Raw genomic sequence first — 25,688 nt, forward strand, 5'->3', positions numbered from 1 at the left:
TCGCACCACATACCAACTGGTTCAGCACCAAATAGCTCCAGCCCGCTGCGCGGCCGACCGGTCTATCGGGTCGGCGCGTGCTTCGCTACTAACATCTTTATCGCACTGCGCGCGCAAACCGATGGTTTCCCTTGCAGACCCGGCGGCAGCGCGTAGCGCTGTGCCGATGCTATTTCGTGCTGAACCAGCGCCCTCGAAGTTATTGGGCGGCGGACCGTGCGCGATCCAAGCCCCGTTATTGTGATGAGGGCACTCTTTAGGCGAGTGCCGCCTGCGACGAGAGGACTACCCAAATTGCGTGTGACCGCGGGCCTGAAAAGCTGCTTTCTTTGCCTACTTTCTTTGCAGCAGCAAAGAAAGTAGGTGCCGCCCCGCACAGGGGCAACGCTAATAGACCGACGCGAAACCGGGATCCGGCGACTACAGCAAGGAAAGCGAGTGCCGCCCCGCACAGGGGGCAACGCTAATAGACCGACAGACCACGGAATCCGGCGAAACAAAAAAACTGGTACAGGATTTGCCTAACCCCAAAGCCCCAAAAAAATCCCGCCAAGAAAAAGGAAGCCCATCCCGATGCCGACTCAACCAGCACGCATCTCGCCGCCCACGGCGATCACAGTCGAATCGCCTGCGCGCCTGCATCTTGGCTTCATCGATCCGAATGGCTCGCTGGGCCGCGTCTTCGGCAGCGTGGGTCTTGCGATCGACGCGCACGGCACGCGCATAACGGCGAGGCAAGCACCAGCATCCAGACGCGATGCGCACATCGAAGGCGCAACCACCGAAGCACAACGCGAACGCATCGAACACCACGTCGAGCAACTGGAAGCAGCACTGGGCAAAGGCCCAACGATCGACATCGAGGTACACGAAACCCCGCGCGCCCACACGGGCTTAGGCTCCGGCACGCAGCTGGCCTTGGCCCTGGGAACCGCTTACGCCCGCGTACGAGGCCACGAAGCCACCACCGCCGATATCGCCACAATCCTCGCGCGAGGCGCGCGCTCCGGCATCGGCATACATGGCTTCGATCACGGCGGCCTGATCGTCGACGGCGGCCGCGACGCGCGCAATACCCGCCACACCTCCACGACGAAACTGCCGCCGCTCATCGCCCGCCAGCCATTCCCGGACGCATGGCGCGTCCTGCTCATCGACGACACCTCGCGCGAAGGCCTCCACGGCGACGAAGAGAAACGCGGCCTCGCATCGCTCGCACCCTTCCCCGCATCGCTCGCCGCGCACCTTTCGCATCTCGTGCTGATGCGCGTCCTGCCCGCCGTCGCGGAACACGATTTCGACACCTACGCCGACGCCATCTGCGACCTGCAACACACCATCGGCGAATACTTCGCGCCCGTTCAAGGCGGCGTGTTCGCGAGCCCCGCCGTCGCGCGCGCGCTCGAAGCCGTCGCCGCGGAGCAGAAAGCGGGCATCGGACAGACATCGTGGGGGCCGGTCGGCTTCGCGTTCGTCGCGAGCGCGCAGGACGCCGAACGCGCGCTCGCCGCCGCGCAGCGCGTCTCGCAAGGCGCACCGCTCGCGTTCACGATCGCCGCCGGACGCAATCGCGGCGCGACGTGGCGTGCGGCGGGTCATCGTCATCACGGCGCGGACGCGGCCTGAGCACGGAACGCACATCGAACCATCCACCACGCCCAACGAGTCCATCGCCATGCCCGAAGCCACCGAAAGACCCTACGTCCTGCACATGTTCACCAGCACGCCGCAAATGAGTCCGTTCGATGTGAACATGGCCGCCGACGCGGGCTATCAGATCCTCGTGCCCTACTGCAATGTCGATGAAGACATCGTCGTGCAGCTCACGCAGGACGCGATCTTCTCGCGCGGGCCAAAAGGCGTGTCGCGCACGGGCATCTTCATCGGCGGACGCGACGTGATGCTCGCCGCCGACATGCTCGAAAAAGCCCGCAACGCGATGGTCCCGCCGTTCGAAGTCTCCGTCTTCGCCGATCCGAGCGGCGCGTACACGACCGCCGCCGCGCTCGTCGCGCTCGCGGAAAAGCATCTGCGCGCCGCGCATTCCGTCGATCTCGGCGGCAAGCGCGTGCTCATTCTCGGCGGCACCGGCGCGGTCGGACGCGTGGCCGCGGCGATGGCCGCATCGCTCGGCGCGGATGTCGTCGTCGCGAGCCATTCGAGCCAGTCGCGCGCGACGCAAGTGAGCGACGAAATCAATCGCCGCTTCGATATCGCGACTTCGGGCGTCGCGACCGGCTCGCCCGATCAGTTGCATCGCGAACTCGCGCGCGCCGAAGTCGTGTTCGCGACGGCGGTCGCGGGCGTACAGGTGATGACATCCGCCGATCTCGCCCACGCAAAAAACGTGCTGATCGCCGCCGATGTGAACGCCGTGCCGCCCGAAGGCATCGCCGGCGTCAACGTGATGGACGACGGCAAGCCGCTCGCGGGCGCCGCACGCGCGGACGCGGTCGGCATCGGCGCGCTCGCGATCGGCAACGTCAAATATCAGGCAGAGCATCGGCTGTTTTTGCGCATGCGCACCGGCGGCAAGCCCGTTTATCTCGGCTTTCCCGAAGCATTCGACGAAGCCCGCGCGATCGTCGCGGGACAAAGCTCATGATCGCAGGCGAGCTATCCCGCGCACCGCGCATCGCCGTCGCGGGTTTGTCGGCGCGGCTTCTGGCGCAATCGGCGGCGCGCGCGGGACTGAACGTCGTCGCGCTCGATATCTTCGGCGATCGCGACACGCGCGAGCACGCGGGCATGTGGTTCGATATTGGCGGCAAGGGTCTGTCGATCGATCGCGCGCGTCTCTTCGATGCGCTCGAACACGCCGCGCGCCTGCCGCGCATGCTCGGTCTAATCGTGACGAGCGGACTGGAGCCGCTCGCGGGCGAACTGAGCCGCGCGCCGCACATGCCGCGCTTCATCGGCAACGGCGCGCAGGCGGCGGCGGTGCGCGATCCGCGCCGCTTCTTCGCGCTGCTCGACGAAGCGCACATCGCGCATCCGGAAGTGCGCTACACGCCGCCCGCCGATCGCAGCGGCTGGCTCGTCAAACGTTCGGACGGCTGCGGCGGCACGCATATCGAATGGGCCGATGATGTCGGGCGCGCGCCCGCCGGCGCGTATTTTCAGCGGCTCGCGCCGGGCCGTTCGATGTCCGCGCTTTTCGTCGCCGCGCATCGCGAGGCGGCGGTCATCGGCTTCGCGGAGCAACTGACGGTCGCGGCGGGACGTCTGCCCTTCGTGCACGCGGGCTCGCTCGGGCCGGTGCGATTGTCCGCGCGCATCGCGGCGCGCATCGTCGAAGCGATTGATCGAATCGTCTGGCAAACGGATCTGACGGGGCTGAACAGCATCGACTTTCTGCTCGACGGCGACACGTTCAGCGTGCTCGAAATCAACACGCGCCCGTCATCGACGATGGCGCTCTATGAAGCCGCCTGGCCCGACGCCTGGCCGCGCGGTTTGATCGGCGCGCATCTGGATGCGTGTCTGCACGGCGAGCTGCCGCACGCGCCGGATACCGCCGCTCGCACCCCGCCGCTCCATGCGGGGCAGCGCGTCGTGTTCGCGCACGAAGGCTTCACGGCGTCGCCCGCGTTCAGCGACGCATGTTTCGACGATCCCGCGTGTCACGACGTGCCGCTCGTCGGCGCGCGCATCGAAGCGGGCCAGCCGGTCTGCACGATGACCGCGTCCGCGCCCGCGTTCTCCGATCTGCGCGACGCGCTGGATCGCGAGCATGCGCGCCTTTTGCAACGCATCGAACTCTTATCGAGACCATGACTTCAACTTTCCAGGCGGATTCGGCGGTGAGCGTCAACGCATCGAGCGAGCGGCTCGTCGCGCGTCTCATCGACGATGCCGCGCGTCTTCACGTCGACGTCACGCGCACCGATGGCGGCACCGTCATCGTCGATGCGGGCGTGAACGCCAAAGGCAGCGCCGACGCGGGCATCCTGATTGCGCGCATCTGCATGGGCGGGCTCGGGCGGGTCGCGCGGCGCAGCGCGTTCGATGACGCACCGCTTTGGCCGAGCTTCATCGAAGTGCATACGAGCAACCCGGTGCTCGCGTGCCTCGCGAGTCAGTACGCGGGTTGGAGCCTTTCCGCGACCAAGGAGCAAACGGGCGGCAAGAAATTTTTCTCGCTCGGCTCGGGGCCGGCGCGCGCGCTCGCGTGCAAGGAACCGCTCTTCGACGAACTGGGCTATCGCGACCGCCACGATCGCGGTGCGCTCGTGATGGAAGTGGACCGGCTGCCGCCGCAAGTTGTCATCGACAAAGTGCTCAACGATTGCGGCCTCGCGCCGGACAAGCTCGTCATCGCCGTGACGCCGACACAGTCTGTTGCGGGCACGGTGCAGGTCGTCGCGCGTGTCGTGGAAGTCGCGCTGCACAAGACGCATGTGCTGGGCGTCGATCTCGCGGAGATCGTCGAAGGCAGCGGCAGCGCGCCGCTTCCGCCGCCCGCGCCCGACGGCATCCAGGCGATGGGCCGCACCAACGACGCGATCCTCTACGGCGGCCGCGTGCATCTGACGGTCAAAAGCGATGCGGTCGCGAAGCGGCTCGCCGCCGAATTGCCGTCGTCGAATGCGCGCGATTACGGGCGCCCGTTCGCGGAGATCTTCACGTCGTTCAACTACGACTTCTATCAGATCGATCCGGCGCTCTTCGCGCCCGCCGAAGCGTGGGTGTCGAGTCTCGAAAGCGGCGCGACGTATCACGGCGGCAAGGTCGACAAGCCTTTGCTCGACGCGCAATGGAGCGCGTCATGAGCTTGCGCGTCGCCATCATGACCGATGAGACAGGCTGGCACACCGGCCGCCTGAAGAAAGCATTCCGCGCGCGCGATGTCGAAGCGCGTTGCGTCGATCTCGCGGATTGCCGCATCGACACGACATGGAAACCGCACGGTCTCGCGATTCCCGGCTTCGGCCACACGCTGCCCGACGCGGTGTTCGTGCGCGGCATCGCGGGCGGCACGTTCGAGCAGGTGACGTTGCGGCTCGGCATCCTGCATGCGCTGCGCGAGAGCGGCGTGCCCGTCTATAACGATGCGCGCGCGATCGAGCGCAGCGTCGACAAGTCGATGACGAGCTTTCTGCTCAACCGATACGGCGTGCCGACGCCCGCGACGTGGGCAAGCGAATCGCCGTCGCATGCGCAGCGCGTGCTGATGCGCGAGGCGGCGGCGGGCCGGCAAGTCGTGATGAAGCCGCTTTTCGGTTCGCAGGGCAAAGGGCTGAAGAAGCCCGGCGTGACGCTGCCGTCGCTGGAACCCTTCAGTCAGGTCGCGTATCTGCAGCGTTATGTCGATGCGGGTGCGCCTGGCTTCGACTGGCGCGTGCTCGTGATCGGCGGCAAGGCGGTCGCGGCGATGAAGCGCGTCGGCGGCGAAGACTGGATCCACAACTTCGCGCGCGGCGCGAAATGCGAGCCTGCCGAAATCACGCCCGCGCTCGCAGACATCTCCGTGCGCGCGACACAGGCGCTCGGTCTCGACTACGCGGGCGTCGATCTGATTCCGTCGGAAGGCGGACGGCCGGTCGTGCTCGAAGTGAACGGCGTCGCGGCGTGGCGCGGTTTGCAATCGGTGACGCCGCGCGATATCGCGGCGCTGCTCGTCGACGATTTTCTCGATCGCAAGCTGGCCGCATCGAAAGGCCCGCTTGCGCTCGCCAGCGGCGATGAGCGCGTCTGACGCCGCGCGCACCGCGTTTCTGCGCGCGTGCCGGCTCGATGTCGAGACCAGGAAGCCCGGCAACGTGAGCGTCGCGAGCGCGGGGCACAACATGACATCGGCGCAATTCATCGCGAGCGCGGGCACGGCGGCGGCGGGACTCTTCACGCCGCGCGCACGCGTGGGCGCGCGCATTCTCGACGCCGTGCGGCGGACTTTCGACGCGGTCGGCTGCAACACGAATCTGGGCATCGTGCTGCTCGCCGCGCCTTTGTGCGCCGCGCTCGAACGTTTCGATGGCGACGCTCCGATCGATGCATCGCGCTGGCGCGCGGCGACCGAGCGCGTGCTCGCGGAACTGGACGTCGACGATGCGCGCCTCGCGTATCGCGCGATCGCGCTGGCGAATCCGGGCGGCCTCGGCGACGCGCCCGAGCAGCCCGTGCATGCGCCGCCGACCGTGACCTTGCGCGCGGCGATGTCGCTCGCGGCGGATCGCGACAGCATTGCGCGTCAGTATGAGAACGGTTTCGCCGATATCTTCGGCGCGGGCCTCGATGCGGTGGGCGCCGTGTCGTCGGCGACGGAGCATCGCGCGATGCTGGAAGCGTTCCTGACGTTTCTTTCCGGCTGGCCCGATTCGCACATTGTGCGCAAGCAGGGCGCGGCGATGGCGCAAAGTGTCACGCGCGATGCGGCGATGCATCGCGCGAACTGGCACGCGGCGGGTTGTCCCGCGGAGTCGCCCGCGCTCGATCGATGGGATGCCGAACTGAAGGCGCGCGGCATCAATCCCGGCACGAGCGCGGACCTCGCGGTGGCGGCGCTTTTCGTCGCGTTGACGACGTCATCGGCGAATGCATGAAGTCTGCCCGCGCGGACCGGAAATTGGCACGGAACATGTTAGGAAGTTCGCGGTTGAGCGGTCGCATCGGCAATCCGGTGGGACCGCGAGCCTTGCGCGGCTAAAGAGGTGCCCGTCGCGAGTCGAGAGCAAGTCGCTATCCCTAGAACCACACATCACTGGAGGAACAGCATGGCCAAGATCAACCGCGTCCTGGTAGGAGAGTCGCTCGTCGGCGATGGCAACGAGGTGGCACACATCGACTTGATCATCGGACCGCGAGGTTCCGCTGCCGAGACCGCGTTCTGCAACGCGCTCACGAACAACAAGGACGGCTTCACGTCGCTGCTCGCCGTGGTTGCGCCGAATCTGCTGACCAAGCCGAACACGATTCTCTTCAACAAGGTGACGATCAAGGGCGCGAAGCAGGCCGTGCAGATGTTCGGCCCGGCGCAGCGCGCGGTGGCGATGGCTGTCGCCGACAGCGTGGAAGGCGGCGTCATTCCCGCCGACGAAGCCGACGACCTGTTCATTTGCGTCGGCGTGTTCATTCACTGGGAAGCGGACAACGACCAGAAGATTCACGACTTCAACTATCAGGCGACGAAGGAAGCGATTGCGCGCGCGGTGGCGGGCGAGCCATCGGCCCAGGATGTAGTATCGAAGAAGGGAACGATGTCGCATCCGTTCTCGCCGAGCTGATTTGTTGTTTGGGGCCGGTGCGTGTGGGTCTTTTGCGTGCCGGCTGTCTTGGCGTTGTTCGTTTCATAACCACGAGGCTCTTCGCATGACCCCACGTTGCTGCGCGTTGTCGGTGCTTCTTTGCCTCTCGCTGATCTCGCCGCTTTCGTTCGCCGCGACAGGCGCGGGTGGCGGGCCGCCGCCGGCGAAGACGCACGATTATCCGACCGAAGGGCGCGTGGAATACGTGCTCGGATGCATGGACGATAACGGGCACGATTTCGCCAACGTGTACAAGTGCTCGTGTGCGATCGACAAGATCGCCAAGGTGCTTACTTATGACGATTACGTCGAGCAATCTACGTTTTCTAAGTACGCTACGTTGGGTGGGGAAGGTGGGGCAGAGTTTCGCGTGGATCGCGCGAAGGCTCAAACCAAAAAGTATCGGGAATTGCAGAGGGATGCTTATAAGGCTTGTGGGATTCAGCAGAAGGCTGCTGCCAAGTGAAGTTCTTTTTGCTTGCGGTTTTCTCTCGCGCTCTTGATTTCGCCGGATCCCGTGATCGTGTCGGTCTATTAGCACTGCCCCTGTGCGGGGCGGCACAGGGGCAACGCTAATAGACCGACGCGAAACCGGGATCCGGCGAAAACCAAAGCCAAAAACCAAAAGCGAAAAAAAAACCAAAAACCCATCACCCCGGCACATACCCCCGCCCGATCCAAGCAAGGCTAACAGAACCGCCGCCCCGCACATCGACGCTACGTCGTCGCTCAATCACAACACCCACAGCATCGACATCATCGAACTTGGCTGGCTTGGCCAGCGTAACCCTTACCCAATGCGCACCGAAATCCGCGATAAGCATCTGCGCGATGCGCTCCGCCAGCGCCTCCAGCAACTGCAATCCATGCGACGCAAGCAGCCCGTGAACCGCCTCCCGCACTGCCGCATAGTTGACCGTGTCCTCGATCCGATCCGTCACGCAGGCGCGCAACGACGGCACTCCGATCGCGAGGCTCATCCGCACCGGCTGCGGATCATGCAGCTCGCTCTTGTCGATGCCGATAACCGTCTGCCCCGTCAGTCCCTCGATATAAACGATGTCCATTGCAGCATGCGATAGGGACGCATCAGGTTGCGGCGCAACATGCGCAGCTTCGCGGATCGGTTCGAATCGGCCCATATGTTCATCACCGCGCGAATGCGGCCCTTTATAGAAAAGAGACCCGGCGCCAATCGCCGAATCCATCCGCGAATGGCAAGCAAAAAGCGGGCGCGTTCGCATCACTCTATGCGACTACTTATTGAACCTACGCGCCTAAGGATGTACAGTTTTTGAGAACCGGTCGTTCGGGTCCGCAGACAGCACCTGAAATCTCCCGATCATCCGGCCACGAGGCGCGCCTTCAGGCACGATTGGCCGCAGCGCCAGCGTAAAACACAACAGATTCGGCGTCGAACGGCCGCGCGAAACGCGCACCGGAATGCGGCGCAACGGAGACTTGCCCCCATGTCGTCACTTGCTGACGTAGACACGCATGTCCGGGAAGTGCTGAACATCGTCAATAATCCGCTGGCCGCGCGCCGCGCCAGCGATTCGGTCGCGCAATCGTGGCTGCGATGCCTCACGGAATTCAGGCTCGATCCAGGCCGCTTCGTCATGCCGCCCGTGCTCGCGCAGCACGAACTCAACGAGCGTCGCGAAGCCGCGAGCGATCTCATCGCGTGCTCGAAGCTCGAAATGACGACGCTCTATCAGCAACTCGCCGATCCTGAACTCGCCGTCGTGCTCGTCGATGCCGATGGCGTCATCGTGCATCAGGTGTCGTCGGTGCCGTTCGGCGAAGCCGTCGCCGCCGACGGCCTGCGCGTCGGCGCGATGTGGAGCGAGCGCGAAGCCGGTACCAACGGCATGGGCACGTGCCTCATCGAGCGCGACTGCATCGCCGTTTGTCAGCACGAGCATTTCTATCCACGCTATACATCGCTCACGTGCTCCGCCGCGCCGATCTTCGATGAACGCGGCACCGTCGTCGGCGTGCTCGATGTCACGAGCCGCTCGAAGCTGTTGCAGCAGCATTCGCTCGTGCTCGTCGGCATGTCGCGGCAGATGATCGAAAATCGTCTGATCGATGCGCGCTACCGGCACGCGAACATGATCCACTTTCATAGCCGGCCCGAGTTCGTCGGCACTCTGCATGCGGGCAAGCTCGCCGTCAGCGACGACGGCGTCGTGCTCGCCGCAAGCCGCAGCGCCCTCTTCCAGCTCGATCTGCGCTCGCCCGCCGAGCTGTGCGGCAAGCGCATCGAGGAAGCGTTCAATGCGTCGCTCGAAGACATGATCGCGCGCAGCATTCGCGGCTCGTTCCATCCGGTGACGGTCTACAGCGCGAAGGCGAACAGCCGCTTCTTCCTCACTGCGCAGACGTCGCGCGAAGGCGCGAAGGGCGCAACGCGCATCCTGATGAACGATCCGGCATCGCGCGATCTGTCCGCGCCCGGCGCGCGCGCCAAAGCGTCGAAGAAGGACGCGCGCGAGCCGGCATCGGCGGGCCGCCTCGACAAGCTCGCGCATCTGGAGTTCGGCGATCCGCGCATGGCCTCGCAGATTCAACTCGCGGCGCGCGTGATCCAGCGGAAGATCCCGATCATCCTGCGCGGCCAGACAGGCACCGGCAAGGAAGTCTTCGCCAATGCGCTGCACAGCATCAGCCCTAACGGAACCGGTGCGTTCGTCGCGGTGAATTGCGCATCGCTGCCGGAGAATCTGATCGAAAGCGAACTGTTCGGATATCGCGCCGGTGCGTTCACCGGCGCGCAGCGTGAAGGCCGTCGCGGCAAGATCGTGCAGGCGAACGGCGGCACCCTTTTCCTCGATGAAATCGGCGACATGCCGCTCGCCTTGCAAGCGCGTCTTCTGCGCGTGCTCGAAGAACACGAGGTCACGCCGCTCGGCGCGGAAACGACGGTGAAGGTGGACTTTCAGCTCATCAGCGCGAGCCACCGCAATCTCGTCGAGCTCGTGCAAACCGGCATGTTCCGCGAGGACCTGTATTACCGGCTGAACGGTATCGAGATCAATCTGCCGCCGCTGCGCGAACGCGCCGATGCGCTCGCGCTCATCGGCCATATTCTCGAGACCGAAGCCGAAGAACCGCCCGCGCTTTCCGCCGAAGCGAAGCAGGCGCTCTTGAACTATCCGTGGCCGGGCAATATCCGCCAGTTGCGGCATGTGCTGCAGATGGCGATCGCACTCTGCGACGGCCCCGAGATTCGCTGCGCGCATCTGCCGCCAGAGATCGCGAACGGCGTCGCGCCGGTCACGCAAACCGCCGCACGCACGCCGATAACCGCAGCGCCGCATCTCGCCGACGATGCCGATACGTCGTCGCTCAACGCGATCCAGGTCAAGGAGCGCGAGACCGTGCTTCAGTTGCTCGACGAGCATCGCTGGAACGTGAGCAATGTCGCGAAGGTGCTCGGCATCAGCCGCAATACGCTGTATCGCAAGATGCATCGTCTGCATATCCGGCTGTCGCACGATACGCCGGGCGCATCCGACGCATGACGCAACCCACGCCCGCCCGCCGGCTCGACGAGTTCAAGCCCGACGCGCGCTTTGCGTGGTGCGTGACGGGCTCGGGCCATATGCTCGAAGAATCGATCGCGCTCGCACGGCAGCTTCCGGGCGTCGATCTGTTTCTCTCGTCTGCCGGCGAGGAAGTGCTGCCGCTCTACGGCTGGACTGTCGCGAAACTGCGCGAGCACTTCAAGGTGTTGCGCGACAACAGCGCGAGCAGCGTGCCCGTCGGCATGATCTATAGCGGCGAATATCACACGGTCGTGATCGCGCCCGCGACGAGCAACACCGTCGCCAAATGCGCGTTCGGCATCTCCGACACCCTGCCCACCAATCTCTATGCGCAAGCCGGCAAGCAATGCGTGCCGGGCATCGTGTTCGCATGCGATACCGCGCCCTCCGTCATCACGCAGGCCCCGCACGAATGGGTCGAAGTGAGGCCGCGCGCGATCGAGTTCGAGAACGTCGAGCGGCTCGCGCGCTTCGCGCATACCACCGTGGCCCGCTCGCTCGACGATCTCAAAGCCGCGCTCGATCAACGCCTGGCGGACCTGAAGCTCGCATGGAACACATCGTCTTCCTGACGGGACGGCTCGCGGAGCCGAGCCTTCGGCAAGTGCTCGAAAGCATCGCGCCTGCGGCCGCAGGATCGCCGTTCACATGGGAAGTGCGCGAGATCGGCCTTCAGGTCGCGGGCCTGATGACCGCCGACATGATCCGCCGGCGCGTCGCGACGCCCTTGAGCGAAGGCACGACTCGCATGATCGTGCCCGGCCGATGCCGCGGCGATCTCGACGCCCTCACCGCGCATTACGGCGTGAAGGTCGAGCGCGGTCCCGAAGAGGTGAAGGACTTGCCGCAATTCTTCGGACGCGAGGCGCGGCATGTCGATCTGTCGCGCTACGAGACGGAGATATTCGCGGAGATCGTCGATGCGCCGCGTCTCGATCTCGACGGCATCGCGGCGCGCGCGCGCGAATACAAGCGGCAAGGCGCGGATGTAATCGATATCGGCTGTCTGCCGGAAACGCCGTTTGCTCATCTCGAGGACGCGGTCGCGATGCTTAAAGAGCAAGGCTATCGCGTGAGCGTCGATTCGATGCGTGAAGAGGAACTCGTGCGCGGCGGGCGCGCGGGCGCGGACTATGTGATGAGCCTCAACGTCGATACGCTATGGATAACTGATGAAATTGCGTCGACGCCGATACTCGTGCCGCGCGAGCCCGCGGACGTCGCATCGCTCGATGCCGCAATCGACGCGATGACGAGGCGCGGCCGCGCCTTTCTCGCCGATCCGATTCTCGATCCGATTCCGTTCGGACTCGCGGCGTCCATCGCGCGTTACGTGTCGTTGCGCGAGCGTCATCCCGAAGTGCCGATCATGATGGGCGTCGGCAATGTGACCGAGCTGACCGAGGCCGACACGAGCGGCATCAACGCAGTGTTGTTCGGCATGGCGGCGGAATTGCGCATCGCCGCCGTGCTGACGACGTCGGTCAGCCTGCACGCGCGCCGCGCCGTTCGCGAAGCCGATGTCGCGCGTCGCGTGATGCACGCCGCGCGCGAAACGCAGACGCTGCCCAAAGGCATATCCGCCGATCTGTCCGCGCTGCACGCAAAGCGGCCGTTTCCGTACGATGCCGAAGAGATCGCCGCATTCGCCGCCGCCGTGCGCGATCCGAATTTTCGCGTGCAAGTATCGGCGGACGGCATACATGTCTATAACCGCGACGGGCATCACGTCGCCGTCGATCCGTTCGCGCTCTATCCCGCGCTGAAGATCGAAAACGATGGCGGGCACGCGTTCTACCTCGGCGTGCAGCTCGCGCGCGCGGAAATCGCGTGGCAGCTGGGCAAGCGCTTCGATCAGGATGAGCAACTCGATTGGGGATGCGAAGTCGATCGGCCCGATGAAGACCTGATGGCGTGGCATGCGCCCGGCAGCACAAAAAAGACAAGCTAAGGCTTCCATTTGATCGAGCAGCCGAGCGCGGGATATTGCGCTTCGGGCGCTTCGCCGTTTATCGCTACTGCGCGCATCGCTTCGAAGAGATCGCGGCGCGCATCGGGCAAAGCCTGCTTGCGCGACGCATCGATTCGGCCGCGATATTTCAGGCGCAATTCGCGGTCGAAGCCGAAGCACTCCGGCGTGCAGACCGCGCCATACGCGCGCGCGATTTCCTGCGTTTCGTCGTGCAGATACGGAAACGGCAGGTTCCATTCTTCGGCGACCGCGATCATGCGATCGAAGGCGTCGTCGGTGTAGACGGCCGCATCGTTCGAATTGATGCCTGCCACGTTGACGCCGATTTCATGCAACGCGCGCGCATCGCGGATCAGGTTCGGCATCGCGGCCTTCACGTAGGGACAGTGATTGCACATGAAGACGATCACGAGGCCGTTCTCACCCTTCAGAGAATGAGGTGTGTGCATGCTGCCGTCGGTCGCGGGGAGCACGAAACCGGATGCGATCGCGCCGAGTTCGGCAGTCGGTGATTCGGTAGGCATGATGACATCGCTCCAAAAAGGTTGCTCGAACTATTCAATGGTTGACTGCAAATAGCCTAAAATGCGGTTCCGCTAACAACATGAACTACAGCGTAATCCTTAGTTTTTTGTACTTCGCATCCGCCGTTGAACATTTCTCCACGCCTTTAAGCCTTCGCGCAGCTCTCCTTTCAACGGAGCGGCGCCGCCATCATGCAAGTCATCAGTCTTTTTCTTCACCCCTCCCGCGCAGCGCTCGACAATCATCGACACTATGCCGCCTTGCATGGGTATCGCCATATCGTCATCGACGCGGCAGACATCTATCGGAACGCGCCGGCGCAATGGCTCTTCAAGTACGAGTCGCTGCTCTCCGAAATGCACCGCGCCGAAGAGGGCGAGATCGTTTTGTTGCTGAGCGAGAACGCTGCGATCGTCGAGCCGGTGCCGCTCGACTTCGTGCTCGGCGAACGCGACTGGCTGCTCACCCGTATCAAGGACGTGCGGCCTCAACCCGATGTTCAAATCTGGCGCAACACGGATCGGGTGCGCGCCGAGCTGCTGAAAGTCGTGAATCGCTGCCGGTTCGGATCGCCTATACCGCCAATCGAAACCGACCTGCTCGATGCCTTCGATGCATGCACGTTTCCTCGCGTTTGCGGTAACGCGCGGAACCCGATCTACGCGGTGCTCGCCGCCAGTGGCCCCCTCATGCCCGTATGGCCGCGGTTTCGCGTATTCGCGCTCGCTATCGCCGAAGAGCACGCCGATCTCTCGCGAACATGCGTGCATCCCCGGCTGCGGGAAGCGCTCATCGAGCATCTCAATGCACATCGCAACAACCATGCGCGTGCGTTCGAGGACGGCGCATCCGATGAAAGCACGATGACGGCCATGAGCACCTGCAATCCCGGACGGCCCGTGTCGATCACGACCGTCTACACGCCAGAGGCAGCGATCTACGGACGCATCGCAGAAGCGAACCTGCGTGAGTATTGCGAACGTCATGGCTATACCTTGTACGTGCATCGCGAGGTTCCGCGCCGCATCGCCGAACGCCTGCCGATGCGCGGCAATTGGGTCAAGCCTTTCCTGCTGCGCGAAAACCTCCCGCATCACGAATGGGCTTTCTGGCTCGACGCCGACACGCTCGTCAACGATCTCGACCGGCCACTCGAGTCTTTCTGCAGCAGCCGCGATCTCGTTCTTGCGCGCGATGTCGGCACCTGGATTTTCAATTCAGGCGTGATGGGTTTTCGCCGCACGCCTGCGAATGCCGCGCTACTCGATCGGGTCATCGCAAGCGTCGAGAACGTCGATGACAAGCAAAGTCTCGTATCGGGCGGCGGGGATCAATGGCATTTCAATTGCGCGGTCTCGGAGCAGGCATCGTTGGGCAGCGAAGACATATGCAGCCTCGTTGACATCAACACGCCGTGGGGCTTTCGTGTGCCGTCGAGCTTTCTCGTTCACTATCACGGCATGTCGCCGCAGATGCGGGCGCTGCTCATGTCGTACGATCTTCGATTGCGCAGGGCCGAGATGGAACATGCGGGGATGGCTGTCGGTGATTCGGTAGGCATGAAATAGGTCCCAATTGTTTCGATTGGCGGTTTGGCATATTGGTGGGGCGATTGCACTCGGATAGCATCGAAGTTCTCCTTAACTATCCGAGGACATGAGTATATTTTCAGTGTCGAAGAAGCGCAGAAGGATCTGCCTGAAGCCGCCCGTCTTACCGAGCGGCGCTCCTCTCAGTGATACCGCTTCGCCATCGCCTCGAGTCCCATCGGCCTGATGCGATCCGCGTGTCCCGCGCAGCCGAACGCCTCGAACCGCTCGACGCATAAATCCCGCGCCGCCGCCGTCGCCGCCTTCAGCGCATGCCTCGGATCGAACTCCGACTTCGCCGACGCCATCGCGCGCCGCATCGCGCCGGTCATCGCGAGCCGGATATCCGTATCGATGTTCACCTTGCGCACGCCGTTCGCGATGCCGCGCCGAATTTCATCGACGGGCACGCCGAACGTCGCCGGAATCTCACCGCCATGCTCGCGGATGATCGCGAGCCATTCCTGCGGCACTGACGACGAACCGTGCATCACGAGATGCGTATCCGGAATGCGCGCGTGAATCTCGGCGATGCGATCGATCGCGAGAATATCGCCGGTTGGCTGGCGGCTGAACTTGTAAGCGCCGTGCGACGTGCCGATGGCGATCGCGAGCGCATCGATGCCCGTCGCCTCGACGAACGCGCGCGCTTCGTCGGGATCGGTCAGCAGGCGATCGTGACTCAGCGCGCCTTGTGCGCCGACGCCGTCCTCGTCGCCGGCGCGCCCCGTCTCCAGCGATCCGAGACAACCCAGCTCGCCCTCCACCGACACGCCCACCGAATGCGCCGCCTCGACGACGCGCCGGCTCACGTCCACGTTGTAGTCGTATTCCGCGGGCGTTTTCTGATCGGGCATGAGCGAGCCGTCCATCATCACGGAGGTGAAGCCCGAACGAATCGCCTGCTGGCAAACCGACGGGCTCGCGCCGTGATCCTGATGCAGCACCACCGGAATATCCGGATGCGCCTCGACCGCCGCCAACACCAGATGCCGCAGATACGGCTCGCCCGCATACTTGCGCGCGCCCGCCGACGCCTGCAGGATGACCGGGCTTCTCGTCGCCTCGGCCGCCTGCATGATTGCGTGGACCTGCTCCATGTTGTTGACGTTGAACGCGGGCACGCCGTAACCGTGCTCCGCCGCGTGATCCAGCAACTGCCTCAATGCGATGAAAGCCATCGTGATGTCTCCATGCAAAACGCGAAAATCATGCGGCCACGCGGCGCGCTTCGTCGACGAGCGCATCGGTCGTCACGCCGAAGTGCGCGAACAGTTCGCTGGCGGGCGCCGATTCACCGAAGCGATCGATGCCGATCACGCCGCCATTCAGCCCGACGTACTGCCGCCAGAACGCCGTGACGCCCGCTTCGATCGCGACACGCGGCACGCCTTCGGGCAGCACGCGTTCGCGCCACGCGTTGCACTGGCGATCGAACACGGTCGTCGAAGGCATCGACACGACGCGCGCGAGAATGCCCTCTTTCTTCAGCGGCTCGACGGCGGCGAGCGCAAGCGCGACTTCCGAGCCGGTCGCGATCAACACGACGCGGCGCGCATCGCGCTCGCAAGTCGAAGGCCAGTCGGCGAGCACGTAGCCGCCGCGCTCGATGCCGTCGATCTGCGCTTCGTCGCGCGGCACGAACGGCAAATTCTGCCGCGACAACAGCAGACACGAAGGCCGGTCGCGCTCGATCGCGCCGATCCACGCCTGCATCGTCTCGACCGTATCGCACGGACGCCACACGTCGAGGCCCGGAATCATGCGCAGCGTCGCGGCGTGTTCGATCGGCTGATGCGTCGGGCCATCCTCGCCGAGTCCGATGGAATCGTGCGTAAAAACGAACACCGTTCGCGTCTTCATCAGCGCGGCCATGCGCAGCGCATTGCGCGAATAGTCGGAGAACGTCAGAAACGTGCCGCCGAACGGCAGATACCCGCGATGCAGCGCAACGCCGTTCAGCACCGCGCTCATGCCGAACTCGCGCACGCCGAAGTGGATGTAGTTGCCCTTCTCCGGCGCGGCGCTTACATCGACCGCGTCCTTCCAGCGCGTGAGATTCGAGCCGGTCAGGTCGGCCGAACCGCCGAGCAGTTCGGGCAACGCGCGCGCCAGTCCTTCGATCGCGAGTTGCGACGCCTTGCGGGTCGCGATGCTCTGTCGCGCGCGATCCGCATCGCGCACGAGCGTATGCGCCGTGTCGCGCCAGTTCGCGGGCAACGCGCCGCGCACGCGCCGCTCGAATTCGGCGGCCTCGCCCGGAAACACGCGGCGATACGCACCGAAGCGACGTTTCCAGTCGTCCTGTGCCGCCGCGCCCGCCTCGCGCGCGTCCCACAGCGCGCGTATCGGCGATGGGATCTCGAACGGCGGATGCATCCAGCCAAGCGCGTGCCGCGTCGCTTCCACTTCGTCGGCGGGAAGCGGCGCGCCGTGCACATCGTGCGTGCCGGCCATCTTCGGCGCGCCGAGGCCGATCACCGTCTTGCAGCAGATCAGCGTCGGCCGGTCCGACTCGCGCGCGAGCTGCAACGCATGCGATACGTCGTCGACATCGTGGCCGTCCACCGCGCGCACGACATGCCAGCCGTACGATTCGAAGCGCTTCGGCGTATCGTCGGTGAACCAGCCGTCGACGTGGCCATCGATGGAAATGCCGTTGTCGTCGTAAAGCACGGTGAGCTTGTTCAGCCGCAACGTGCCCGCAAGCGACGCCGCTTCGTGCGACACGCCTTCCATCAGACAGCCGTCGCCCGCGAAAACATACGTGCGATGGTCGACGATCTCATGCCCCGGCCGATTGAACTCGCGCGCGAGCAACGCTTCGGCAAGCGCCATGCCGACTGCGTTCGTCAGCCCTTGCCCGAGCGGTCCGGTCGTCGTTTCGACGCCGGGCGTCACGCCGAATTCCGGATGTCCGGGCGTCTTGCTGCCCATCTGCCGGAAGCGCTTGATCTCGTCGATGGACAAGTCATAGCCGCTCAGATGCAGCAACGCATAGAGCAGCATCGAGCCGTGCCCGTTCGACAGCACGAAGCGGTCGCGATCGGGCCAGTCGGGATCGGCGGGATTATGTTTCAGATGACGTCCCCATAACGCGACCGCGATCTCCGCCATGCCCATCGGCATGCCGGGATGACCGGAGTTGGCCTGGCTCACGGCATCGACGGCGAGCATGCGCAACGCGTTCGCCATCTGCCGCGTGTCGGGTGAGCGATGAAGTCGGGGCAATGCTTCAGCGACGGCATTCATGTGATGCCTCCTTGGATGCGATGATGAGAAACCTTTCATGCGCGCGCGCGCCGGTCGCGTAGCTGCAGAATCATCGGCGTGAAGATGAGCTGCATCGCGAGACCCATCTTGCCGCCGGGCACGACGATCACATTCGGCCGCGACATGAACGAGTCGTGCAGCATCGTCAACAGATACGGAAAGTCGATGCCCTTCGGCTTCGCGAAGCGGATCACGACGAAGCTCTCGTCGGGCTGCGGAATCTCGCGCGACGTGAACGGGTTCGACGTATCCACGGTCGGCACGCGCTGGAAATTCACATGCGTGCGCGAGAATTGCGGGCAGATGTAGTTCACGTAATCGGGCATGCGGCGCAGGATCGTATCGACGACGGCTTCATGCGAGTATCCGCGCATCGTCTGATCGCGATGCAGCTTCTGAATCCATTCGAGATTGATGATCGGCACCACGCCGACGAGCAAGTCCGCATGACGCGCGATATCGACCTTGTCGGTGACGGCTGCGCCATGCAGGCCTTCGTAGAACATCATGTCCGTGCCGGGCGTGACGTCTTCCCATGGCGTGAAGGTGCCCGCTTCCTGCTTGTAATGCACGGCTTCGCCTTCATCGTGCACGTAGTGGCGAAACTTGCCGCCGCCGGTTTCGCCGTAGGTATCGAACAGCGTTTCGAGTTCAAGCAGCAGATTCGCTTCCGGCCCGAAGTGGCTGAAGTTGACGAGACCGTCGCGTTCGCTCTGCTTCATCGCTTCGCGCATGCCGAGGCGATCGTATCGATGGAACGCATCGCCTTCGACGATCTGCGCGTTGATTTTTTCGCGCCTGAAGATATGCGTGAAGCTCTTCATGACGGTGGTGGTGCCGGCGCCGCTCGAACCGGTCACTGCAACGATCGGATGTTTGACTGACATGCGCTTGTCTCCCTGAATGTAATCGATGAGCGCCGTTTCAGATGCGGGATCAGGCTTCCGTTTCCGGCAGGAACAGCGAGCGCTCCTTGAACAAGGGCGACGTGAACGGCTTGTCCTCGCCGCGATCGTATTCGCCGTGATAGCGCTGAATGCGGTCGACTTCGTTGCGTGAGCCGAGTATCACGGGCACGCGTTGATGCAGCGCTTTCGGCTCGACATCGAGAATGCGTTCGCGCCCGGTGATCGACAGCCCGCCCGCCTGCTCGACGAGAAAGCTCATCGGGCTGGCTTCATACAGGAGACGCAGGCGGCCTTCCATCGCTGGCGTCTTGAAGTCGCGCGGATACATGAACACGCCGCCGCGCATGAGGATGCGATGCACTTCCGCGACCATCGATGCGATCCAGCGCATGTTGAAGTCCTGCGCGCGGCATCCGGTGCGGCCGTCCTTGCATTCCTGCACGTAGCGGCGCACGGGGGGTTCCCAGAAGCGCTCGTTCGATGCGTTGATCGCGAACTCGCACGAATCCTCGGGAATGCGAATATCGGAGTGCGTGAGCACGAAGTTGCCGACATCGCGTTCGAGCGTGAAGCCGTGCGTGCCATTGCCGACGGAGAGCACGAGCATCGTCGACGGGCCGTAGATCGCATAGCCTGCCGCAACCTGCTCGCGGCCCGGACGCAGAAACGCTGCATCGTTGGGCGCGTCGCTTTCGTCGCTCGCGCGCCTCAACACCGAGAAGATCGATCCGACTACGCCGTTGATATCGATGTTGGACGAGCCATCGAGCGGATCGAACGCGAGCAGATACTCGCCACGCGGATACGGCTCGGGAATCGCGTAGACGTCGTCCATTTCTTCCGACACCATGCCCGCGAGCAGACCGTCCCATTCGCAATGCTGCAGGAAGATATCGTTGGTCACGAGGTCGAGCTTCTTTTGTTCCTCGCCATGCGTATTGATCGATTGTGCCGAGCCGTGCTGTCCGCTCAACGCACCGCGCGTCAATGCGGCCGCGATCGTCTTGATCGATGCGGCCACGTCGATCAACAGCGCGGAGAGTCCGCTCGCCGCCTCGGGTCCGGGCTTGCGGTCGAGCGTGTCGATCAGGAACTTCGATAAGGTCGTGCGTCCATCCTGCATCGCGTTCTCCTTCGAGTTATGAATCGGTGAACACGCGGCTCGCGCGGATATCGCTGGCGTCGAGTTGCATCAGCGCGTTGGCATCGGCGACACCGTTGCCGCTTTCGGCCGCGGCGAACAGCCGGTTCGCCTGACGCAGTCGCGCGCGATCCAGCGCATTGCGCACCGAACGCGCGTTGGCGAAGTTCGGCTGTCTGATGCGATGCGCAAGATAGTCTTCGAAGGCGCATCGGGCGGCGTCGTCGAAGCGGTAGTGCATGTCGCTCAGCATGTGCTCGGCGATTTGCAGAAGCTCGCCGGGCGCGTAGTCCGGAAATACGAGGTGATGCGCGATGCGCGAACGAAAGCCCGGGTTGCTATGAAAGAACGTCTCCATGCGCGACTCGTATCCCGCGAGGATCACGACGAGGTCGTCGCGCTGGTTCTCCATCGTTTGCAGCAGGATTTCAATGGCTTCCTGTCCGTAGTCGCGTTCGTTTTCCGGGCGATACAGGTAATAGGCCTCGTCGATGAAGAGCACGCCGCCCATCGCACGCTTGAGCACTTCGCGCGTTTTGGGCGCGGTATGGCCGATGTACTGGCCGACGAGATCGTCGCGTGTCACCGAGACGAGATGATTGCGGCGGATATAGCCCAGGCGATGCAGCACTTGCGCCATGCGCAGCGCAACCGTGGTCTTGCCGGTTCCGGGATTGCCCGAGAAGCACATGTGCAGCGTGGGCGCACCCGATGCGATACCGAGTGTCTCGCGGGCGCGCTCCACGAGCAGATGGGCGGCGATCTCGCGGATGCGCGTCTTGACCGGCGCGAGGCCGATGAGATCGCGGTCCAGTTCCGCCAGTACTTCGCCGATGCGCGATTCGCGATAGAGCGCCATCAGGTCGGCGTGCATCGCTTTCGCTTGCGGCGCTTCTTCGAGCGTGGCTTCGGCGTTCATGGTCGGTGTTCCTCATCAATAACGCTCGCCGCTCGGGCGATCGGTTGCGTAGGTGCGGATCGCATAGCGCTGGATGCGGCTTCTGTCGTCCTGGCGTTCGAGTCGGAAGCCTCGTTCTTCCGCTGGGCGATTCACCATGAACGAGAGGCGCATCGTTTCGAATCCGCGGACGGAGTCGAAGGCGTTTACTTTGATGTAGTGGTTCGGATACGTCTTGCGGCATTCGTTCACTTCCATCAGCACGCCGGCGGCATCGTGGAGGTCGAACATGGGGAGGCCCCACATTTCCCAATACGTATTCCTTGGATGGGGATCGTCGGTGTATTCCACCGAGCAGGCCCAGCCTTGCTCTAACGCGTAATTGATCTGTGCGGATATTTCTTCGTCGGTTAATGGTGGCAGGAAGGAGAATGTTCCTTGGGTGATGTTCATTTCGGGTTCCTTATGTTTGGAGATTCGGCTTCTTCTATGAAATCCTGTGTTCGCGGCGGTCTATTAGCGTTGCCCCTGTGCGGGGCGGCACTCACTTTCTTTGCTGCTGCAAAGAAAGTAAGCAAAGAAAGCAGCTACTGATACGCCCGCGGTCACACGCAATTTGGGTAGTCCTCTCGTCCATCGTGGGCTGCCTAAAGAGTGCCCTCATAGGCCCAACCGGGCTTGGATCGCGCACGGTCCGTCACATCGCACCACACACCAAACGGGTTCAGCACCAAATAGCTCCAGCCCGCTTCGCGGCCGACCGGTCCATCGGGGATGCATGTGCTTCTCTACTAACGTCTCCATCTCACTGCAATCGCCGCCCTTTGGTTTTCCTTGCGGACCCGGCGGCAGCGCGTAGCGCTGTGCCGAAGCTGTTTCGTGCTGAACCAGTGTCCTCAACACCTTCGGGCGGCAGACCGTGCGCGATCCAAGCCCGATTAGGTGTTTGAGGGCACTCTTTAGGCGAGTGCCGCCTGTGACGAGAGGACTACCCAACGTGCGTGTGACCGCGGGCCTGAAAAGCTGCTTTCTTTGGTTACTTTCTTTGCAGCAGCAAAGAAAGTGACTGCCGCCCCGCACAGGGGCAGTGCTAATAGACCGACACGAAAACGGGATCCGGCGACAACAACAGACCTCTTAAACCCCCGCCGTAGCAGTAACAGCAAAATCCGGCGTATCCGTCGACGCATAGTTGAAAGTGACATCGCGCCAGGTATCGAGCGCCTGCTGCAACGGCGTACACCCCCGCGCGGCGGTTTCAAGAATATCGGGGCCTTCATGAGCAATATCCCGCCCTTCATTCCGCGCTTTCACCATGGCTTCGAGCGCGACGCGATTGGCCGTCGCCCCGGCCTGAATCCCTTGCGGATGTCCAATCGTCCCGCCGCCGAATTGCAGAATGCAGTCATCCCCAAAGAGATCGAGCAACTGATGCATCTGCCCTGCGTGAATCCCGCCCGATGCCACCGGCATCACCTTGCGCAACCCCGCCCACGGTTGATCGAAGAAAATCCCTCGCGACAGATCAGGCTCATTGCGCGCCTCGCGGCACACGTTGTAATAGCCCTGCACCGACAACGGATCGCCTTCCAGCTTGCCGACGGCAGTGCCCGCATGAGCATGATCGACGCCCGCCATCCGCAGCCACTTCGCGATCACGCGAAACGAGATGCCATGATTGCGCTGCCGCGTATAAGTCCCATGTCCCGCGCGATGCAGATGCAGGATCATGTCGTTGCGACGCGCCCACTTCGACATCGACTGAATAGCGGTCCAGCCGATCACGAGATCGATCATCACGATGCACGACCCGAGTTCCTTCGCGAATTCCGCGCGCTCGTACATGTCTTCCATCGTGCCGGCCGTCACGTTCAGATAGTGACCCTTCACTTCGCCGGTCTCGGCTTGCGCGCGGCTCACCGCTTCCATCGCGAAGAGGTAACGATCGCGCCAGTGCATGAACGCCTGCGAATTGATGTTCTCGTCGTCCTTCAGAAAATCGAGCCCGCCTTTCAAACCTTCGTACACGACGCGCCCATAGTTCTTTCCCGACAAGCCGAGCTTCGGCTTCACGGTCGCACCGAGCAGCGGACGTCCGTATTTATCGAGCCGCTCGCGTTCGACGACGATGCCCGTCGGCGGTCCCTGAAACGTCTTCAGATACGCAACGGGAATACGCATGTCTTCGAGCCGCAGCGCCTTCAACGGCTTGAAGCCGAACACATTGCCGATGATCGACGCCGTCAGGTTCGCGACCGATCCCTCTTCGAAAAGATCGAGTTCGTACGCGATGTAAGCGAAGTACTGCGGCTCGTCGGCGCGCGCATTCGGCACCGGTTCGACGCGATACGCCTTCGCGCGGTACATGTCGCATGCAGTGAGACGGTCGGTCCACACGACCGTCCATGTCGCCGTCGACGACTCGCCCGCCACGGCCGCAGCCGCTTCCTCCGGCTCGACACCCGCTTGCGGCGTGATGCGAAAGAGCGCGATGACGTCGGTGTCCTTCGGCGTGTAATCGGGCTGCCAGTAGCCCATCTCGCGATACTTCATGACGCCGGCCGCATAGCGCGAGCGCGGATCGGACGGATTGCGCACCGCCTCGACGGCGGCCTTGCTGAAGTCGTTCATTCCGTTTCCTCGACAGTGAGATGAGAGTGGCGTCGCGGTGCTGCTCGAAGCGATCGCCGCTTGTGAACCGCGCCCTGCTGTCATTGCAGAGTAAGCACGCGTCGCACAGAAAGGAATTCACGAATTACTTGCCCGGGCTTAAGCGATGCCTTAGTCGGGAATAGCCCTGATGCGTTTATGAACGAAGCAATGGGACACTGTGTTCTGATTTCGTCACAGTCGGCGCGCATGATGAGCGAGCCGCGCTCTTCGGCATCCGCTTCATGTCATTGGCATGGCGCTTGCATCGTCGAAGGGCCGGCCCCCTCCCGGCCGCCTGGCGGATTCGTCCGCATCGGCAAATCATCGAAGCGGTATCGAGGCATCAACCCGACTCATCTGGAGGAACGCCCATGCAATGGACCACGCCGAGCTTCACCGATATGCGTTTTGGTTTTGAAATCACGATGTATATCGCCACCCGCTAAACGCGGACCGAACCCGCACGAAGCCGCATCGAAGCGATGGCGGCTCTTTCGTGCGGCTACGAATACTTTCGCCGACCATCATGATTTACGAGACCATCGTCACGACCGCGGATCGCGATGGCCGGCCGCATATCGCGCCGATGGGCGTGCGCTTCGAAGAGGGCCTCGCGATTCTTGCGCCGTTCCGTCCGTCGACGACGCTCGATAACGTCATCGCGACGAAGAGCGCCGTCATCAATCTGACGACGGACGTGCGCGTGTTCGCGGGCTGCGTGACGGGCATTGCGCGCGACTGGCCGACGGTTGCCGCGAGCACGGTGCCAAGCGTGCGGCTCGCATCGACGCTCGCGCATATCGAGCTGCGTCTCGCCGAACTTCTCGATGACGAAGCGCGCCCGACGTTGCGCATGGAATGTGTGCATCGCGAGACGCATGCGCCGTTTCCGGGCTTCAATCGCGCGCAGGCGGCGGTTGTCGAAGGCGCGATTCTCGTGAGCCGGCTGTTCATGTTGCCGCCTGAAAAGGTGGATAGCGAGGTGGCGTATTTGCGGATCGCCATCGACAAGACTGCGGGCGACGCCGAGCGCGAGGCCTGGCAATGGCTTTTGCAGGCGATCGAGGCGCATCGCGCGAAGGCTGTGAGCTGACGCGTTTTCCGTAGCCATCCCTCTGGAGTTTCGACGATGACCGCATTGCTCGCGAGCGTCCGCTCGGCCGACGAAGCCTTCGATGCGGCGGACGCCGGCGCCGAACTGATCGACCTGAAGGAGCCGGGCGCGGGCGCGCTGGGCGCTGTTGCGATCGGCGATATCGCGCGTATCGTGGGGGCGTTGCGTGCGCGGTATGCGGTGCGGCCGATCAGCGCGACCATCGGCGATTTGCCCAACGATGCGCTCGACGAGATGACCGCGCGCGTGCTCGATGTCGCGGCTACGGGCGTCGATTATGTGAAGGTCGGGGTGTCGCCCGGGGCGGGCGCTTTTGCGTGCTTGCGGCATCTGGCGAGCTTGCCGGCGGCTGTCGTGCCGGTGTTGTTATCCGACGATGGCGTGGATCGCGAACTGGCCGCGCTTGCGGCGCAACTGGGTTTTGTGGGCATCGTGTTCGATACGGCGAGCAAGGACGGGCGCACGTTGTTCGATTGCGTCGATGTGGGGGCGCTTGCTTCCTGCATCGGCGATGCGCGCAAGCGGGGGACGATGATTGCCGTCGCCGGATCTTTGAGGTGGGACGATCTCGACAGGATTCGTTTGCTCGCGCCGGATATTGCCGGGTTTCGTGGGGCTCTTTGCGATGAGCGCGATGGACGTACTGGGAGGCTTGATCCGCTTCGCGTCGAGAAGTGGGTTCGGGCTTTGCATCTTGCTCGTTGAGCGTCTGTTATTCGGGGGCTTTTTCGCCGGATCCCGGTTTCGCGTCGGTCTATTAGCGTTGCCCCTGTGCGGGGCGGCACTCACTTTCTTTGCTGCTGCAAAGAAAGTAAGCAAAG

24 protein-coding genes are annotated in these 25,688 nt (G+C 63.5%); 15 read left to right on the forward strand and 9 right to left on the reverse strand.

Annotation, left to right across the window (positions count from 1 at the left end):
• Nucleotides 1-573 precede the first annotated feature (573 nt).
• The 8 genes from NCS02_RS19770 (at nt 574) to NCS02_RS19805 (ending at nt 7,710) form a co-directional block, all read left to right on the forward strand.
• A complete protein-coding gene (locus tag NCS02_RS19770) occupies nt 574-1,626 on the forward strand; it encodes a beta-ribofuranosylaminobenzene 5'-phosphate synthase family protein (RefSeq protein WP_008354358.1) in 1,053 nt (350 codons plus the stop codon).
• A 49-nt stretch (nt 1,627-1,675) separates the two neighbouring features.
• Nucleotides 1,676-2,605: an NAD(P)-dependent methylenetetrahydromethanopterin dehydrogenase gene (locus NCS02_RS19775; protein WP_250503150.1), complete on the forward strand. Its 930-nt coding sequence runs from the start codon at nt 1,676-1,678 to the stop codon at nt 2,603-2,605.
• Nucleotides 2,602-3,777, forward strand: coding sequence for an ATP-grasp domain-containing protein (locus NCS02_RS19780; RefSeq protein WP_008354355.1), 1,176 nt, complete (start codon nt 2,602-2,604; stop codon nt 3,775-3,777). The genes NCS02_RS19775 and NCS02_RS19780 overlap by 4 nt, the downstream gene beginning before the upstream one ends.
• Nucleotides 3,774-4,772 carry a methenyltetrahydromethanopterin cyclohydrolase gene (mch, locus tag NCS02_RS19785; protein ID WP_250503151.1) on the forward strand — a complete coding sequence of 333 codons (999 nt, stop codon included), beginning with the start codon at nt 3,774-3,776 and terminating at the stop codon, nt 4,770-4,772. Before NCS02_RS19780 ends, mch begins: the two co-directional genes overlap by 4 nt.
• On the forward strand, nt 4,769-5,698 hold the full coding sequence (locus NCS02_RS19790; RefSeq protein WP_250503152.1) for an ATP-grasp domain-containing protein: 930 nt from the start codon (nt 4,769-4,771) through the stop codon (nt 5,696-5,698). Before mch ends, NCS02_RS19790 begins: the two co-directional genes overlap by 4 nt.
• Complete coding sequence (locus NCS02_RS19795) at nt 5,685-6,542, forward strand: triphosphoribosyl-dephospho-CoA synthase (protein ID WP_175982838.1); 858 nt, start codon at nt 5,685-5,687, stop codon at nt 6,540-6,542. Before NCS02_RS19790 ends, NCS02_RS19795 begins: the two co-directional genes overlap by 14 nt.
• 171 nt (nt 6,543-6,713) lie before the next feature.
• Entirely contained in the window at nt 6,714-7,223 is a 510-nt protein-coding gene (gene fae, locus NCS02_RS19800) for a formaldehyde-activating enzyme (RefSeq protein WP_008354351.1), read from the forward strand.
• Nucleotides 7,224-7,308: 85 nt separating this feature from the next.
• Nucleotides 7,309-7,710 carry a hypothetical protein gene (locus NCS02_RS19805; RefSeq protein WP_008354350.1) on the forward strand — a complete coding sequence of 134 codons (402 nt, stop codon included), beginning with the start codon at nt 7,309-7,311 and terminating at the stop codon, nt 7,708-7,710.
• Nucleotides 7,711-7,894: 184 nt separating this feature from the next.
• On the opposite strand, the gene NCS02_RS19810 is transcribed toward NCS02_RS19805, so the two are convergent.
• Nucleotides 7,895-8,386, reverse strand: a complete 492-nt coding sequence (locus NCS02_RS19810; protein WP_250503153.1) for a dihydroneopterin aldolase — start codon at nt 8,384-8,386, stop codon at nt 7,895-7,897.
• A gap of 327 nt (nt 8,387-8,713) precedes the next feature.
• Between NCS02_RS19810 and NCS02_RS19815 the strand changes: the two genes are divergently transcribed.
• From NCS02_RS19815 to NCS02_RS19825, 3 genes are read left to right on the forward strand one after another with little or no spacing between them, the layout of a single operon-like run.
• Nucleotides 8,714-10,771 (forward strand): sigma-54-dependent Fis family transcriptional regulator, encoded by a 2,058-nt coding sequence (locus NCS02_RS19815; protein ID WP_250436148.1) that lies wholly within the window; start codon nt 8,714-8,716, stop codon nt 10,769-10,771.
• Nucleotides 10,768-11,367, forward strand: coding sequence for a flavoprotein (locus NCS02_RS19820; protein ID WP_250460606.1), 600 nt, complete (start codon nt 10,768-10,770; stop codon nt 11,365-11,367). Before NCS02_RS19815 ends, NCS02_RS19820 begins: the two co-directional genes overlap by 4 nt.
• Nucleotides 11,346-12,746: a DUF6513 domain-containing protein gene (locus tag NCS02_RS19825; RefSeq protein WP_250436150.1), complete on the forward strand. Its 1,401-nt coding sequence runs from the start codon at nt 11,346-11,348 to the stop codon at nt 12,744-12,746. The genes NCS02_RS19820 and NCS02_RS19825 overlap by 22 nt, the downstream gene beginning before the upstream one ends.
• On the opposite strand, the gene NCS02_RS19830 is transcribed toward NCS02_RS19825, so the two are convergent.
• On the reverse strand, nt 12,743-13,291 hold the full coding sequence (locus NCS02_RS19830) for a thioredoxin family protein (protein WP_175982836.1): 549 nt from the start codon (nt 13,289-13,291) through the stop codon (nt 12,743-12,745). The two genes, NCS02_RS19825 and NCS02_RS19830, sit on opposite strands and share 4 nt — an antisense overlap.
• Before the next feature lie 192 nt (nt 13,292-13,483).
• On the opposite strand from NCS02_RS19830, the gene NCS02_RS19835 reads away from it, so the two are divergent.
• A complete protein-coding gene (locus tag NCS02_RS19835) occupies nt 13,484-14,860 on the forward strand; it encodes a glycosyltransferase family protein (protein WP_250503154.1) in 1,377 nt (458 codons plus the stop codon).
• A gap of 164 nt (nt 14,861-15,024) precedes the next feature.
• On the opposite strand, the gene fba is transcribed toward NCS02_RS19835, so the two are convergent.
• The 7 genes from fba to NCS02_RS19870 form a co-directional block, all read right to left on the reverse strand.
• Nucleotides 15,025-16,062 carry a class II fructose-bisphosphate aldolase gene (gene fba, locus NCS02_RS19840; RefSeq protein WP_008354342.1) on the reverse strand — a complete coding sequence of 346 codons (1,038 nt, stop codon included), beginning with the start codon at nt 16,060-16,062 and terminating at the stop codon, nt 15,025-15,027.
• A 28-nt stretch (nt 16,063-16,090) separates the two neighbouring features.
• Nucleotides 16,091-18,133, reverse strand: coding sequence for a transketolase (gene tkt, locus NCS02_RS19845; protein ID WP_250503155.1), 2,043 nt, complete (start codon nt 18,131-18,133; stop codon nt 16,091-16,093).
• 35 nt (nt 18,134-18,168) lie between these two features.
• Entirely contained in the window at nt 18,169-19,041 is an 873-nt protein-coding gene (locus NCS02_RS19850; protein WP_175982833.1) for a phosphoribulokinase, read from the reverse strand.
• 49 nt (nt 19,042-19,090) lie between these two features.
• Entirely contained in the window at nt 19,091-20,185 is a 1,095-nt protein-coding gene (locus NCS02_RS19855; protein WP_008354339.1) for a class 1 fructose-bisphosphatase, read from the reverse strand.
• Nucleotides 20,186-20,201: 16 nt separating this feature from the next.
• Nucleotides 20,202-21,122 (reverse strand): CbbX protein, encoded by a 921-nt coding sequence (cbbX, locus tag NCS02_RS19860; RefSeq protein ID WP_008354338.1) that lies wholly within the window; start codon nt 21,120-21,122, stop codon nt 20,202-20,204.
• Nucleotides 21,123-21,137: 15 nt separating this feature from the next.
• Nucleotides 21,138-21,554, reverse strand: coding sequence for a ribulose bisphosphate carboxylase small subunit (locus NCS02_RS19865; protein WP_008354337.1), 417 nt, complete (start codon nt 21,552-21,554; stop codon nt 21,138-21,140).
• Between the two features lie 684 nt (nt 21,555-22,238).
• The gene (locus tag NCS02_RS19870; protein WP_250503158.1) at nt 22,239-23,732 is read right to left on the reverse strand and encodes a form I ribulose bisphosphate carboxylase large subunit; all 1,494 of its coding nucleotides are present in this window, start codon (nt 23,730-23,732) and stop codon (nt 22,239-22,241) included.
• A gap of 392 nt (nt 23,733-24,124) precedes the next feature.
• Here NCS02_RS19870 and pqqA point away from each other — a divergent pair, with 392 nt between their 5' ends.
• The 3 genes from pqqA (at nt 24,125) to NCS02_RS19885 (ending at nt 25,572) form a co-directional block, all read left to right on the forward strand.
• Nucleotides 24,125-24,199, forward strand: a complete 75-nt coding sequence (gene pqqA, locus NCS02_RS19875; RefSeq protein ID WP_008354335.1) for a pyrroloquinoline quinone precursor peptide PqqA — start codon at nt 24,125-24,127, stop codon at nt 24,197-24,199.
• Nucleotides 24,200-24,279: 80 nt separating this feature from the next.
• On the forward strand, nt 24,280-24,846 hold the full coding sequence (locus tag NCS02_RS19880) for a DUF447 domain-containing protein (protein WP_008354334.1): 567 nt from the start codon (nt 24,280-24,282) through the stop codon (nt 24,844-24,846).
• A gap of 36 nt (nt 24,847-24,882) precedes the next feature.
• Entirely contained in the window at nt 24,883-25,572 is a 690-nt protein-coding gene (locus NCS02_RS19885) for a (5-formylfuran-3-yl)methyl phosphate synthase (RefSeq protein WP_033536730.1), read from the forward strand.
• Nucleotides 25,573-25,688: the final 116 nt, after the last annotated feature.

The sequence above is a fragment of the Caballeronia sp. NCF2 genome, assembly GCF_023631205.1.
Lineage (GTDB): Bacteria > Pseudomonadota > Gammaproteobacteria > Burkholderiales > Burkholderiaceae > Caballeronia > Caballeronia zhejiangensis.

What these genes read in the sequence shown, in the direction of transcription:
- NCS02_RS19770 (WP_008354358.1), top strand. Translation starts at nt 574, where the DNA reads ATGCCGACTCAACCAGCACGCATCTCGCCGCCCACGGCGATCACAGTC.
- NCS02_RS19775 (WP_250503150.1), top strand. Translation starts at nt 1,676, where the DNA reads ATGCCCGAAGCCACCGAAAGACCCTACGTCCTGCACATGTTCACCAGC.
- NCS02_RS19780 (WP_008354355.1), top strand. Translation starts at nt 2,602, where the DNA reads ATGATCGCAGGCGAGCTATCCCGCGCACCGCGCATCGCCGTCGCGGGT.
- mch (WP_250503151.1), top strand. Translation starts at nt 3,774, where the DNA reads ATGACTTCAACTTTCCAGGCGGATTCGGCGGTGAGCGTCAACGCATCG.
- NCS02_RS19790 (WP_250503152.1), top strand. Translation starts at nt 4,769, where the DNA reads ATGAGCTTGCGCGTCGCCATCATGACCGATGAGACAGGCTGGCACACC.
- NCS02_RS19795 (WP_175982838.1), top strand. Translation starts at nt 5,685, where the DNA reads ATGAGCGCGTCTGACGCCGCGCGCACCGCGTTTCTGCGCGCGTGCCGG.
- fae (WP_008354351.1), top strand. Translation starts at nt 6,714, where the DNA reads ATGGCCAAGATCAACCGCGTCCTGGTAGGAGAGTCGCTCGTCGGCGAT.
- NCS02_RS19805 (WP_008354350.1), top strand. Translation starts at nt 7,309, where the DNA reads ATGACCCCACGTTGCTGCGCGTTGTCGGTGCTTCTTTGCCTCTCGCTG.
- NCS02_RS19810 (WP_250503153.1), bottom strand. Translation starts at nt 8,386, where the DNA reads ATGGGCCGATTCGAACCGATCCGCGAAGCTGCGCATGTTGCGCCGCAA.
- NCS02_RS19815 (WP_250436148.1), top strand. Translation starts at nt 8,714, where the DNA reads ATGTCGTCACTTGCTGACGTAGACACGCATGTCCGGGAAGTGCTGAAC.
- NCS02_RS19820 (WP_250460606.1), top strand. Translation starts at nt 10,768, where the DNA reads ATGACGCAACCCACGCCCGCCCGCCGGCTCGACGAGTTCAAGCCCGAC.
- NCS02_RS19825 (WP_250436150.1), top strand. Translation starts at nt 11,346, where the DNA reads ATGGAACACATCGTCTTCCTGACGGGACGGCTCGCGGAGCCGAGCCTT.
- NCS02_RS19830 (WP_175982836.1), bottom strand. Translation starts at nt 13,291, where the DNA reads ATGCCTACCGAATCACCGACTGCCGAACTCGGCGCGATCGCATCCGGT.
- NCS02_RS19835 (WP_250503154.1), top strand. Translation starts at nt 13,484, where the DNA reads ATGCAAGTCATCAGTCTTTTTCTTCACCCCTCCCGCGCAGCGCTCGAC.
- fba (WP_008354342.1), bottom strand. Translation starts at nt 16,062, where the DNA reads ATGGCTTTCATCGCATTGAGGCAGTTGCTGGATCACGCGGCGGAGCAC.
- tkt (WP_250503155.1), bottom strand. Translation starts at nt 18,133, where the DNA reads ATGAATGCCGTCGCTGAAGCATTGCCCCGACTTCATCGCTCACCCGAC.
- NCS02_RS19850 (WP_175982833.1), bottom strand. Translation starts at nt 19,041, where the DNA reads ATGTCAGTCAAACATCCGATCGTTGCAGTGACCGGTTCGAGCGGCGCC.
- NCS02_RS19855 (WP_008354339.1), bottom strand. Translation starts at nt 20,185, where the DNA reads ATGCAGGATGGACGCACGACCTTATCGAAGTTCCTGATCGACACGCTC.
- cbbX (WP_008354338.1), bottom strand. Translation starts at nt 21,122, where the DNA reads ATGAACGCCGAAGCCACGCTCGAAGAAGCGCCGCAAGCGAAAGCGATG.
- NCS02_RS19865 (WP_008354337.1), bottom strand. Translation starts at nt 21,554, where the DNA reads ATGAACATCACCCAAGGAACATTCTCCTTCCTGCCACCATTAACCGAC.
- NCS02_RS19870 (WP_250503158.1), bottom strand. Translation starts at nt 23,732, where the DNA reads ATGAACGACTTCAGCAAGGCCGCCGTCGAGGCGGTGCGCAATCCGTCC.
- NCS02_RS19880 (WP_008354334.1), top strand. Translation starts at nt 24,280, where the DNA reads ATGATTTACGAGACCATCGTCACGACCGCGGATCGCGATGGCCGGCCG.
- NCS02_RS19885 (WP_033536730.1), top strand. Translation starts at nt 24,883, where the DNA reads ATGACCGCATTGCTCGCGAGCGTCCGCTCGGCCGACGAAGCCTTCGAT.